General features: G+C 42.1%; 10 protein-coding genes. 8 read left to right on the top strand and 2 right to left on the bottom strand.

From position 1 onward, the window contains the following. Window positions 1-5 precede the first annotated feature (5 nt). The 8 genes from pcaC (at window position 6) to E0H88_RS07965 (ending at window position 10538) form a co-directional block, all read left to right on the top strand. Window positions 6-440: a 4-carboxymuconolactone decarboxylase gene (gene pcaC, locus E0H88_RS08000; RefSeq protein WP_131273767.1), complete on the top strand. Its 435-nt coding sequence runs from the start codon at window positions 6-8 to the stop codon at window positions 438-440. A 26-nt stretch (window positions 441-466) separates the two neighbouring features. Further along, window positions 467-1192: a protocatechuate 3,4-dioxygenase subunit beta gene (pcaH, locus tag E0H88_RS07995; protein WP_058952216.1), complete on the top strand. Its 726-nt coding sequence runs from the start codon at window positions 467-469 to the stop codon at window positions 1190-1192. Between the two features lie 15 nt (window positions 1193-1207). Then, window positions 1208-1837 carry a protocatechuate 3,4-dioxygenase subunit alpha gene (gene pcaG, locus E0H88_RS07990; protein WP_131273766.1) on the top strand — a complete coding sequence of 210 codons (630 nt, stop codon included), beginning with the start codon at window positions 1208-1210 and terminating at the stop codon, window positions 1835-1837. Between the two features lie 149 nt (window positions 1838-1986). Then, a complete protein-coding gene (aroD, locus tag E0H88_RS07985; RefSeq protein ID WP_092819518.1) occupies window positions 1987-2844 on the top strand; it encodes a type I 3-dehydroquinate dehydratase in 858 nt (285 codons plus the stop codon). 44 nt (window positions 2845-2888) lie between these two features. Next, entirely contained in the window at window positions 2889-4349 is a 1461-nt protein-coding gene (locus E0H88_RS07980) for a right-handed parallel beta-helix repeat-containing protein (protein ID WP_131273765.1), read from the top strand. A gap of 60 nt (window positions 4350-4409) precedes the next feature. Beyond that, complete coding sequence (locus tag E0H88_RS07975) at window positions 4410-5726, top strand: carbohydrate porin (protein ID WP_131273764.1); 1317 nt, start codon at window positions 4410-4412, stop codon at window positions 5724-5726. 179 nt (window positions 5727-5905) lie between these two features. Further along, entirely contained in the window at window positions 5906-8335 is a 2430-nt protein-coding gene (locus E0H88_RS07970) for a glucose/quinate/shikimate family membrane-bound PQQ-dependent dehydrogenase (protein WP_131273763.1), read from the top strand. A gap of 94 nt (window positions 8336-8429) precedes the next feature. Further along, on the top strand, window positions 8430-10538 hold the full coding sequence (locus E0H88_RS07965; RefSeq protein ID WP_131273840.1) for a TonB-dependent receptor domain-containing protein: 2109 nt from the start codon (window positions 8430-8432) through the stop codon (window positions 10536-10538). A gap of 697 nt (window positions 10539-11235) precedes the next feature. Here the strand turns inward: E0H88_RS07965 and E0H88_RS07960 are convergent. Both E0H88_RS07960 and lipA read right to left on the bottom strand, forming a co-directional pair. Further along, complete coding sequence (locus E0H88_RS07960; protein WP_131273762.1) at window positions 11236-12327, bottom strand: helix-turn-helix domain-containing protein; 1092 nt, start codon at window positions 12325-12327, stop codon at window positions 11236-11238. A gap of 233 nt (window positions 12328-12560) precedes the next feature. Further along, a complete protein-coding gene (gene lipA / locus E0H88_RS07955; protein WP_131273761.1) occupies window positions 12561-13535 on the bottom strand; it encodes a lipoyl synthase in 975 nt (324 codons plus the stop codon). Window positions 13536-13776 lie beyond the last annotated feature (241 nt).

Genomic DNA, 13776 nt, shown 5'->3' with positions numbered 1-13776 from the left:
CTCCCATGAATAATGAACAACGTTATCAACAAGGAATTACCGTACGCACTGAAGTGCTGGGTGAAAAGCATGTCGGTCGTTCACTTGAGAACTTGAATGATTTCAATGCCGACTTCCAAAATTTTATTAGCCGTTTTGCGTGGGGCGAAGTCTGGTCTAGACCGGGCATGCCGCGTCATACCCGTAGCTTAGTCACCATTGCCGTTTTATTGGCACTGGGCCGTGAAGACGAACTACGTATGCATTTACGTGCTTGTTTTAACAATGGTGTGACCAAGGATGATTTAAAAGAGTTGATTTTGCACTGTTCTCTGTATGCAGGTTTACCCGCAGCCAATGCAGCTATGCATATGGCAGAAGAAGTTTTTGCAGATTTGGGTATTGCCCCGCAAAAGCTCAGCGAACAGCAGCTTAGCCAAGAACAAATGAATCAAGAGTAATGGAACAAGATTAAGAGGGACGTCACATGTCGCAACTTATTTTAGGTGCTTATGCACAACGCAATACCGAAGATCATCCGCCAGCATATGCACCCGGCTATAAAACCAGTGTATTACGCTCGCCTAAAAATGCATTGATCTCAATTGCAGAAACTTTAACTGAAGTGACCGCACCGCATTTCAGTGCAGACCAGTTTGGTCCTAAAGACAATGATTTGATCTTGAACTATGCCAAAGAAGGTTTGCCGATTGGCGAGCGCATTATTGTGCATGGTTATGTCCGTGATCAGTTTGGTCGCCCAGTCAAAAATGCTTTGCTCGAAGTGTGGCAAGCCAATGCTTCAGGGCGCTACCGTCATCCAAATGACCAATTTATTGGTGCAATGGACCCGAACTTTGGCGGCTGTGGTCGCATGATGACCGATGCCAATGGTTATTTTGTATTCCGTACCATTAAACCGGGTCCATATCCTTGGCGTAACCGTATTAATGAATGGCGTCCTGCACACATTCATTTCTCTTTGATTGCTGATGGTTGGGCACAACGTCTTATTTCGCAGTTCTACTTTGAAGGCGATACGCTCATTGATTCGTGTCCAATTATTAAAACCATTCCTTCGGAAGAACAACGTCGTGCATTGATTGCTTTAGAAGACAAGAGCAACTTCATTGAAGCAGACAGCCGTTGTTACCGCTTTGACATCACTTTACGTGGTCGTCGTGCGACTTATTTCGAAAATGATTTGACTTAATTCAGGGAGAACAACATGAACAATTGGAACTTTCAAGAATTGCATGAAACTCCATCTCAAACAGGTGGACCATATGTACACATTGGTTTGTTACCAAAACAAGCCAACATTGAAGTCTTTGAAAATAACTTTAACAACCAACTGGTTAAAGAAAATACTTTAGGCGAACGCATTCGCTTGGAAGGTCAGGTGTTTGACGGCTTAGGTTTGCCATTACGTGATGTTTTAATCGAGATTTGGCAAGCTGATGCCAATGGCGTGTATCCAAGTGCGGCTGACATTCAAGGCAAAGCAGTCGACCCTAATTTCTTGGGCTGGGGCCGTACAGGCGCAGACTTCGAAACAGGTTTCTGGAGTTTTAATACCATTAAGCCGGGTGCTGTTCCAGGCCGTAAAGGCACAACTCAAGCTCCGCATATTGCACTGATCATTTTTGCACGTGGCATCAATATTGGCTTAAACACGCGTGTTTACTTTGATGATGAAGCGGAAGCAAATGCACAAGATCCTGTGCTCAAAGGCATTGAATGGGCACCACGTCGTCAGACTTTAATTGCTAAGCGCGAAGAGCGTGATGGTGAAGTGGTTTATCGCTTTGACATTCGCATTCAAGGCGAAGATGAAACGGTGTTTTTAGATATCTAAGTTGATTCAGTTCAATGCAGAACACTTTGCACAGGCTCGATAGATAAAAGTTTATACGTGGTGATGGTATGACCCATTTCATTCATCCCACGTATGTTTACCATTGATGACAGAAGTCAGGCAATAGTTTGAAAATACAAGGAAATGTAATGATGACAATCAAAAAATTAGCAATGCAACTCTATTTAAGCAGTGCTGTTATCGCAGCAATGCCAGCATTTGGAGCTGAAGTGGCTCAATCAAACGCACAGCACTATATGGTGAAAAACGTCAATATTGGCGACTTACCTGTTAAAACCATCGTACCCATTACCGCAAAAACGGCTGAACAAGCGATTGCACAAGCCAAAGTGATTGCCAGCAATCCAGATGTGGACCTGGCTGAGTTCCGTATCGATTTACTCGAATTTTCTGCCGACACTAAAAAAGTCATCGCATTGGGTCAGCAGCTGAATCAAATTTTAAAAGACAAACCGTTGATCGCGACCATTCGTACCCATAACGAAGGCGGAAAAATGACAGTGTCTGACCAAGACTATGAAAAAATTTATCGTGAATACCTGAAAAAGCCATTTATGCAATTGCTGGATATTGAAATGTTCCGTGATGCAGGCAGTGTGGCGAAATTAATCAAATTGGCGCATGACAAGAAGGTGTTGGTGATCATGTCGAATCATGATTTTGCAAAAACACCTGAGCAAGAAGACATTGAAAACCGTCTGCTAAAACAAGATCAGATGGGTGCCGACATTTTGAAAATTGCGGTAATGCCAAAGTCAAAACAAGATGTCTTTACCCTCATGAATGCCACCTTTGCCGTCAGCCAAAAAAGTCAAAAACCACTACTGACCATGTCGATGGGGCAGTTGGGCACCATTTCACGTGTGGCGACTGCCAACATGGGCGGTAGCCTAAGTTTTGGCATGATTGGTGAAGCCTCTGCACCGGGTCAAATTGATGTGACTCAACTCAAACAGTTGCTGAAAACTGTACAACCAACCCCTTAACGCACTGCGTTATTCATGTTCAAGGATAGAAAAGGATTTAAAATATGAAACCATCAACTTTACGTTTGACCACATTGGTTTTTAGTTTAGCGGCATCAGGTTTGGCCAGTGCAGAAACTTATATTGTGGATCGTTATCAGGACGATAGTGCAAAAGGTTCACTGCGTTGGGCGATTGAACAATCGAATGCCAATGCGACGCAAGAAAATGAAATTCACATCCAAGCTGTGGGGCAAGCCCCCTATGCAATTAAACTAAATCAGCCTTTGCCGCCAATTAAGTCTTCAGTGAAGATCATCGGGATGCAATGGGACAAAACAGGCGAGTTTATTGCGATTGATGGTTCAAATTATATTAAAGGTGAGGGTGCGAAAGCGTGTCCGGGGGCAAACCCTGAACAGTTTGGCACCAACGTCCGTACCATGAGTTTGCCGGGTCTGGTGCTGCAAGATGTCAATGGCGTGACTTTAAAAGGTCTCGATATCCACCGTTTCTGTATCGGTGTCCTGATTAACCGTTCGAGCAACAACTTAATTCAGCATAACCGTATCAGTAATAACTACGGTGGCTCAGGCGTAATGTTGACGGGTGATGACGGTAAGGGCAATCCGACCTCGACCACCACCAATAACAACAAAGTCTTGAACAACTTGTTTGTCGATAATGGCGATGGTCTTGAGCTTACCCGTGGCGCGGCATTTAACCTTGTGGCCAACAACTTATTTACTTCAACCAAAGCCAATCCAGAGCCGTCTCAGGGTATTGAAATCCTGTGGGGCAATGACAACGCAGTGGTCGGCAACAAATTTGAAAACTATTCTGATGGTTTGCAAATTAACTGGGGTAAGCGCAATTACATCGCTTATAACGAACTGACCAACAATTCGATAGGCTTTAACCTCACGGGTGATGGCAACATTTTTGACAGTAACAAAGTGCATGGTAACCGTCTTGGCATTGCCATTCGTTCAGAAAAAGATGCCAATGCCCGTACGACATTGACCAAAAACCTAATTTGGGACAATGGCAAAGACATTAAACGCTGTGAAGCAGGTGGTTCGTGTGTGCCAGATCAACGTTTGGGTGCCATTGTATTTGCAGTGCCTGCACTTGAACATGCTGGCTTTGTCGGTTCTCGTGGTGGTGGTGTGGTGATTGAAGCAGCAAAACTGCAAAAAACCTGTACACAGTCGAATGAACAAGGCTGTAATGCGATCCCAAACCAAAATATCCTAGCGCCACGTTTAAGCTATAACAAAGGTCAAGTCACCGCGACAGTTCAAGGGCAACCAAATCAACGTTACCAAGTTGAATTCTTTGCCAATCGCCAAGCCAATAGTCAAGAAGCTGAACAGTACTTAGGGGCTCAAGTCCTCACAACCAATGCACAAGGTCACGGTCAAGCAACATGGAAAGCACTGAGTGGTGCTGCAAGTGTGACGGCGAATGTGACTGATCATTTGGGTGCAACCTCTGAACTGAGCCCAGCCGTTCGCATTAAATAATAAAAACCGCATGGAAAGCTCAACTGAGCTGAGCTTTCCTCACAGAAAAGGATGTTTGGTATGCAACAACTATTAAGACTAGGCACATTATCTTTGGCACTTTTAACTTGCCAATTGGCTTCAGCCGATGAGTTTTATTCGGCAGACCGTCAATGGTTATTGGGTGATTGGAACGGTGAACGGAAGCAACTGGAAGATCAAGGATATAAATTTACCGCTGCAATTATGAGCCAGGCAGCGACCAATTTGGCTGGTGGTTATAACGATGACAACACGTTGGAAAATGCGGGACAACTGACCTTAGGTGCTAATTTCGATTTAAGTAAAATTGCAGGTTGGGAAAATACTACAGCTGGCTTAATGATTACCAAACGTGATGGTAACTCATTAACTTTAGAACGGATTAAAGACCCGCGTGCCAGCACTTTAGGCAATACGCAAGAAATTTACGGGCGTGGAAAAATATGGCGCTTAACTCAGGCTTGGATCAAAACAGGATTTGATGATAACCGTGTCCAATTCAAGATTGGACGTATGGGCATGTCGGATGACTTTAACAGCTCACAATGTGAATTCCAGAACTTGCTACTTTGTGGCGGTCAGTTAGGTAAATCAATTGGTTCAATTTGGTACAACTGGCCTGTAGGACTCTGGGGTACCAATATTAAATACCAGTTTGCACCTGCATGGTCACTTGGTTTGGGCGTGTATGAAGTCAATCCAGACAATGTGAAAACACAATCGAATAGTGATGGTTTTAACCTTGATATGGACAATGTTGAGGGTGCAACCATTCCTGTAGAGTTGGCTTGGAAACCAAAGTTAGCCTCGTTTAATGGCTTGCCTGGGGAATATAAAGTGGGTGCATTGTATTCCACCGCCGAAGCAAAAGATATACGCAGTGGCGAAATGCAAGATGGTAAATACAGTTTTTGGTTGAATGCGCAACAGCAACTCACACAGCATGGGGCAGATCCGAAGCGTGGTTTATACATTAGCTTTAATGGCGTCGTGAATGATAAGGCCACAACATTTGTAGAAAGTACACAACAACTCGCGCTTTGGTACAAAGGACCTTTCGATAGTCGCCCGAATGATTCCATCGGTTTTGGCTTAGCCAATTATGTCGTGAATGATCGTGCGACGGACAAGCAAATCGCCACCAATGAAGGTCGTGGTTATTACAGTTACGATGCCATTGCCAGCGACTACGTCCCGATTCAACGTGACGAGCTGAATGTCGAACTGAACTATACCTACCAATGGTCCCCAGCGGTCATGCTCAGACCAAACTTGCAATACATCTACCAACCAACAGGGGTTAAAGAAGTAGAGGACGCGTGGGTCGCAGGTTTAAGTATGAAAGTTAATTTTTAACAGCACTTAGATTGTGAAAATGATTAAAATATAAACAGTAGTGCTGTTTTGTTTAAACACTTAAGTCATAGCTTTCGTAACCCAGTTGCGAAAGCACAAGAATTTATTCGTGAAGATAAATGATACTCAAAGGAGAGAGGGAGTGGTCATTTAAACGCACGGCACTTGGAGTAAGATGTATGTCTGAAGCTCAATCTAAGCCAGGAGCCATATTTAAAATATGGTGCTTTATCCTAGGCTTGGCCTTATTGTTAACAGGCCTATTTTATTTAATTGGTGGCGGAAAGCTCATCAGTTTAGGTGGCTCTTGGTACTTTTTTATTGCAGGCTTAGTGACCATCGTTTCAGCGATTTTCATTTTTCGAAAAAAAGCCCTTGGGGTCGGATTATTCTGTTTAGTCTTTATTGGTACTGTCATTTGGGCATTGATTGATACTGGCTTTGAATTCTGGCCACTACATTCACGCTTAATGTTCCCCGCAGGCTTATTTGCTGCTGTGTTATTCACATTGCCATCCATTCGTAAATACCAGCAACAGACAGCAATGTCAGCACCAGCTTATGTGGTGGGGGGATTGACTGTTTTGGGTATGTTCGGTGGTTTATACGGTATGTTTATTCCACACCCAACTGTTCAAGCATCGGGTGAGGAATTGCCACTTGTCCCTGTGGAACCAAGTAAACAGCAAGTGAATTGGGACCACTACGGTAGTGATGCAGGGGGTAGCCGTTTCGCTGCACTCGACCAAATTAACCGTAATAATGTATCCAAGTTAAAAGAAGCCTGGCGTTTCCAAACGGGGGATATGACCACAGGTTCGGGTAATGGTGCAGAAGATCAAATGACACCATTACAAGTCGGCAATAAAGTCTTTTTATGTACCCCGCATAACAACATGATTGCTTTGGATGCGGACACAGGTAAACAAATCTGGAAAGCCGAAGTGAACTCTAAAGCCGATGCTTGGGAGCGTTGCCGTGGTGTGGGTTATTTTGATTCGACGCAAGCCTTGGTACAGCCAACCTTGGCAGGAGCAACAGCCGTAACCGCAGTCGCGACCAATACAGCTTGCCCACGTCGTGTATATACCAATACACCTGATGGTCGTTTAATTGCAGTCAATGCCGATACAGGTGAGAGTTGTAAAGACTTTGGTGTTGACGGTACGGTAAATCTACTTGAAGGCTTAGGTGATGGCACCAAAGCACCACGTTTTGAAGTGACCTCAGCACCTACCATTGCAGGTACGTCGATTGTCATTGGCAGCCGTATTGCCGATAACGTAGGTGCAGACATGCCGGGTGGTGTAATTCGTGCATACGATGTCATTACAGGTCAATTGCGTTGGGCGTTCGATCCGCGTAATCCAGATCCGAACTATGTGTTAAAGCCAGGTGAAACTTATAAACGTAGTTCAGCCAACTCATGGGCGGCCATGTCTTATGATCCTCAAATGAATACCGTGTTCTTACCAATGGGGAGTTCTTCGGTTGATCTTTGGGGTGCAAATCGTCAACCATTGGATCATAAATACAATACTTCGGTATTGGCACTTGATGCGACCACAGGTAAAGAAAAGTGGGTCTATCAAACAGTTCATAATGATTTATGGGACTTTGACTTGCCAATGCAACCAAGTTTAGTCGATTTTCCATTCAAAGATGGTTCGACTAAACCTGCTGTAGTCATTGGTACCAAGTCTGGTCAGTTCTTTGTACTTGACCGTGTCACAGGTAAACCATTGACCAAAGTCATTGAACAGCCTGTTAAAGCCGCAGATATTCCAAATGAACAATACAGTTTGACTCAACCGCGTTCCATTGAAATGCCACAAATTGGTAATCAAACCTTGACTGAATCAGACATGTGGGGTGCTACACCATTTGATCAATTGATGTGTCGTATTAATTTTAAATCGATGCGTTACGAAGGTCTATTTACTGCACCAGGTACGGATGTGTCATTAAGCTTCCCAGGTTCGTTGGGTGGCATGAACTGGGGTTCTATTGCTTTCGATCCAACGCATCGATATATGTTTGTGAATGACATGCGTTTAGGGCTTTGGATTCAGTTGATCAAACAGACTCCTGAAGACTTGGCGATTCAAGCCAATGGCGGTGAGAAAGTAAATACTGGTATGGGTGCAGTTCCAATGAAAGGCACACCATATAAAGTCAACAAAAACCGTTTCTGGTCAGCTTTAAGTATTCCTTGTCAAAAACCACCATTTGGTACCATGACTGCAATTGATATGAAAACTCGTCAAATTGCATGGCAGGTTCCGTTGGGTACTGTAGAAGATACAGGTCCTATGGGCATCAAAATGGGCTTAAAAGCACCGATTGGTATGCCAACCATTGGCGGTCCAATGGCAACACAGGGTGGTTTAGTGTTCTTTGCAGCAACACAGGATTACTACTTACGCGCCTTCAATTCATCCAATGGTGAAGAATTGTGGAAAGCTCGTTTACCAGTGGGTAGCCAGGGTACGCCAATCAGCTACATTTCACCAAAAACAGGGAAGCAATATGTGGTCATTTCTGCAGGTGGTGCGCGTCAGTCACCTGATCATGGCGATTATGTGATTGCCTATAGCTTAGGCGAATAATCAACAAGAAGACACGGAAAGCCCTTCTGTACTAGAGGGGCTTTTTACACTCTACCAGATGATAAGAAAAGGATATCTTGTGAGATTACTGAATATGAATCCATTTCCCTTTCAATATGCATTATTGACTGCTGTGATATTGCAGTCGATGGCACTACATGCGCAAGACACTACCGAATACCAGCAACTTCCTGTAATTAAAGTGCAAGCGGTGCGTATTGATAGTGAATTGTTACAGACGCCAGCCACTATACAGAAAATTCAAGCGCCGCAGATGCAAGAAAATACCAATGTAAATCTTTCTGAACTACTGCAAGGTGTCGCGGGCTTACAAATCAATAATCGTGAAAATTACGCACAAGATTTGCAAATTTCCATGCGTGGTTTTGGCGCGCGTTCAACTTTTGGTGTGCGGGGCATACGCCTGTATGTCGATGGTATTCCTGCCACCATGCCCGACGGTCAGGGGCAAAGTTCCAATATTGACTTAGACAGCTTGGACAATATTGAAGTTTTGACAGGTCCATTTTCTGCCATTTATGGTAACTCATCGGGTGGAACCATTCTAATCGAAACCAGAGAAGGACAAGAGAAAGACTCGATTCAAGTGGGTCTAAATGCAGGCAGCCACCATAAACAACAAGCCAATATCCAAGTGCAAGGTGGTTCAGACCAAGCCCGTCAGCCCGCCTATGTGATCAGTTCTTCCTATTTTGATACGGATGGTTTCCGTGATCATAGCGCTGCGAAAAAAGTGTTGAATAATGCCAAGCTCACTTGGAATCTGGAGGATGGTAGTAAGATTAATTGGCTCATAAACCTTACAAAAATTGAGGCAGATGATCCTCAAGGCTTAAACCGTGCGCAATGGCAAGCCAATCCGAAGCAAGTGAATGATGCTAAAAATATTTATGATGTACGTAAAGAAATTGAACAAACCCAAACAGGGTTGACATGGAACAAACCCCTGAATGATCAGCAAGAGTTGTATGGCATGGTCTATTTTGGCAATAGACAGGTTGTGCAATTTCAGTCGATCTCGAGCAGTGCACAAAAAAATCCACGTCATGCTGGTGGCATGATCGATTTTAATCGGGACTATTATGGTGCAGACTTCCGTTGGACGGGGAAAGAGCTCTTGCCGAATACTACATTTATTGCAGGTTTGGCATTTGACCAAATGCGGGAAGATCGTCAGGGGTATGAAAACTTTGATGCGACAGGGCGTTATGGTTTGAAAGGTGAGTCACGTCGTAATGAAATCAATACCTTGTGGAATCTCGATCCTTACGTCCAAGCCTCATGGCAGTTTTTACCACAATGGCATTTAGATGCAGGTTTGCGTTATAGCAATGTCAATTATGAGTCTGCAGATCATTACATCACCACAGGCAATGGTGACGACAGTGGTTCAATAGATTATCAAAAGTTACTTCCAACTGTCGCTTTAGGTTGGGAAATTTTACCCGAGCTTTACGCCTATACCAGTTATGGCAAAGGCTTCGAAACACCAACCTTTACCGAGATGGCTTATCCTACAGTAGGGACTTCAGGCATTAACTTTAATTTAAAACCTGCGACCAGTGATACCACAGAACTTGGATTAAAATCGCAGAATACATTAGGGCTGTTTGCTTTTGCTTTATTTCATACTGAAACTAAAAATGACATTGTGCCTGACGATGCCAATGGCGGCCGTAGCACATTTCGCAATGCAGAAAGAACCTTACGTAAAGGTTTAGAGTTATCGTGGCAAAAACAGCTCTGGCAAGCACTCAATGTTCGAACCAGCTATAGTTATTTAGATGCGACTTTTGATGCTGATATTCCAGCGACCACAACCAAACCGCTGATACAAAAAGGAACATACATTCCTGGTATTGCCAAGAATCAAGCTTTTGTAGGCTTGGCATGGCAACCTGGGCAGGGCTTTCATGCAGGCTTGGAAGCACGTTATATGGACAAAATTTATGTCGATGATATCAATTCCGATACTGCACCAAGTTATACCGTTGTTGCAGCAAATGTTGGCTATTTGTGGGTCAATAAAGACTGGAAAGTAAATACTTATGCACGAGTCGATAATTTGTTTGACCGTAACTATATTGGCTCAGTAATTGTAAATGATAGCAATAGCCGTTTCTTTGAGCCCGCAGATCGAAGGAATTTTAATGTGGGGCTATTGATAAAGAAAGTATTCTAACATAGCAGTAAATGGATTAATGCACCTGTAAGCCAGTGGACAATAAGATACATCACTGGAGAGATTAATATTGTTGTGAATCTCTCCAGTGAAGTTGCGCCAACGGCTGAGTTATGTAGGGCGCAATATTGGATATCCTATTTAACTTATGTTCACCTATAATATAGTTCACAATTAAATTTATGTTTAATAAACAACAAATTTAATTACTTAGAGTACTAAAGTTATAACTGGTAAAATATTTGGTTCATGAACCTAGCTATGAATAGATATTTTCCTACTAAAAAGGTCTTAAGAATAGACTAAATTTGTCTAGAAGAGTGGGGGCTATTCACACCTCATTGAAACCCCTTTAAGAAAGGGGATGCCGATCCTCTATATCACCAACGGTGGATGAAGCTTGTCAGCATTCTTAAATATTTATCGTCACCATCACGGCATAGACGTGCGCTTATGGTAAGTCACACTTACATAACTTAGACTTAGAAGATTTGGTGGCTTTAACTATTAAAGCTGTAGTAATGGCATGGGTACACCATCCAGCGACAAACTGGGTGTCAAAGCTAGGTAAGTGAATTACTAGACTTCACTGTAGTTAGTTCTCAATTTTAAATTTTATTAAAGGAAGTATGAAAGTCATACTTCCTTTTCAATCTTCTACACAATAAAACTTTAGAGTTGAAGCCAAAAATAATATTTAAATTAGGTTTGAAAAATAATTACGGTGGGCGCTATCTTGTGGTAAGAGTTCTAATAAGCGTTGTATTGCATCAATTCGATCATGTGTTTGCCCAATAATTCGTAATAATTGATCGATATCCTTTATTTGATAGATCAACTGGCTTAAACGGGCATCAAAACAATGTCTCCATGTGCTGAGTAATGGGCTTTCTGATTTAGATAAAAAGCTACCTTTATATAGCGAGAATGTACTGGATATAAGATTTGCATTTAATGATTGTTCAGCACGTAAAAAATCACATTGAACTTCACAGCTAAGCCTATAAATGCGAGCCTCAATTGAATGGGGTAATAAGCTACGAAGTTGTGAAAGCTCAGCCTTTAGGGTTTTTAGGCTGACACTACGCTCACCATAAAGGGCATAGTGTAACTCTTCTAAACAAATGCCATGGGGATACAAAGCTAAAATGCATAGTATTTCAATTTGACGGTGAGTCAAGTTCAATGTATGCCCATTAAATTGAACCCAAGGCGAGCCTAGTGCCTTAATGTATAAAAAATTTTGCTGTTCAAGTTTTATGGCGCGTTGTATTAAATCTGCACAGCGTTCAACTGCAAGCAGCCCTAAAGGCGTATGTTTTTTATATTTTGTGGAAAGGTTAATAATGCCATGAAATTGACCTGATGCTGGATCCCAGATCGGTGCGGCATAACAAACCCAATCACGAACACTGTCCATTTGGTTTTCATGAGAATAGACGCAACTTGAAATTTGGCTGTTCAAGGTCATACCAATCGCATTGGTTCCAACTGCCTGTGTAGACCAATGTCCGCCCTCAATAAAATGTACCTGTTCAGCAGAAGAAAGCATGGCTGAACTACTCCATGTCCATAAGAGAGTCCCGTGATGATCTGTAAGACCAATCGCCATATCTGAATCATCCGCTATTTTGAGTAAGTCAGCATAATTATGTTGAATAGAGCGGCGGAATAAAGACGTTTGATCTTCTTGAGGCAATGCTAAAACAGGGGCAGCATGCACAGTAGTTTGATTAATTAAATGGGTTGTTTGCAGCTTTTTTGCAGGTGGTGTATTGAACAGGTTCATATCATATTCCTTTATGATGAGACTGTAATATTTTTAAACTTTAGAAATGAGCTTCCAAATTTATAGTCATTTACGTCATTTCTTCTTGCTTCGATTTTAAATGCTTTTATCTTTGCTTGGTTAAATCATATCTTTTGGCTTTACCAGTCCTTGAGTTACTTTAAAAGTGTTCGTATGAGCTGAAAATGACTATTTCCATCTGAAATGTTAATAAACGTAAATAGGATAAAAATTCATTCGCTCATGTAAGGGTTAGGCACAGCCTCACCATGATACTGACGATCGGCAAAATAACTTGATCGTACCAATGGCGCACTCCAAATATTTTTAAACGCTAAGCGCTCTCCATGTGTTTGATAGTGCTTAAACTCTTGCAACGTAACAAAACGATGAATTGGCGCATGAGACTTAGATGGCTGTAAGTATTGACCGATAGTGACATAGTCAACGTGGTAATCTTTCAAATCATTCAATAACACAATAACCTCAGCCTCAACTTCACCTAAACCGACCATCAAACCACATTTGGTTGGGATGTCAGGACAGTAGTGTTTAAATTTTTTGAGCAAATCCAATGAATGCTGGTAGTTAGAGCCTGGTCGCATGGCTTTATACAGACGTGGAACGGTTTCAATATTATGATTAAAAACATCGGGTGGGTTTTGGCTCAGAATCTTCAGGGCAATATCTGCACGACCACGAAAATCAGGAACCAAAATTTCAATCAAAGTATTTGGGCTAATCTCACGAATTTCTCGAATGCAATCGGCAAAATGCTGTGCGCCACCATCTTTTAAGTCGTCTCGATCAACCGAAGTAATCACAACATACTTTAAGTTTAAATTCTTGACTGTTTCAGCCAAATGCTTTGGCTCATTAATATCTAAAACATGAGGACGACCATGAGCGACATCACAGAATGGACAGCGTCGAGTACAGATATCTCCCATAATCATAAATGTTGCTGTTCCACTGCCGAAACATTGCGGCAAGTTAGGACAAGCTGCTTCTTCGCAAACCGTATGTAGTTTTTGTTGCCTTAATAAATCCTTAATGATTTGGACTTCCTCAGGTTGACTAATTTTAGTCCGAATCCATTCTGGCTTTTTCGGTGTCGTTTCCGTTGGAACAACTTTAATTGGAATACGTGCCATTTTTTCAGCGCCACGTAACTTCTTTCCTGTTAATACTGTGTTATTTAAATCCATTTCAAACACTCCGTCGTTTAAAATAATTAATATAGACCCTGATATTAAATAAGCTGCTTTAAATGCATTAATAATATTAAAACAGAGCAAAAAACTTATCATATAAAACAAAGGTTGGTTAAAGGTTTGTTTTTGTATGTGATTGAACTATTGTAAAATTTTACAAAAATTTTTAATTTCATAACCTTCTGTTTTTAATATTTATCTCATCTTTTTATGCATTATATTTTTTTAGTCTAAT

The organism is Acinetobacter sp. ANC 4216 (assembly GCF_004331195.1).
GTDB lineage: Bacteria > Pseudomonadota > Gammaproteobacteria > Pseudomonadales > Moraxellaceae > Acinetobacter > Acinetobacter kookii.
Note: the sequence above shows the minus strand (reverse complement) of the source record. Positions and strands in the feature narration are given on the sequence as shown.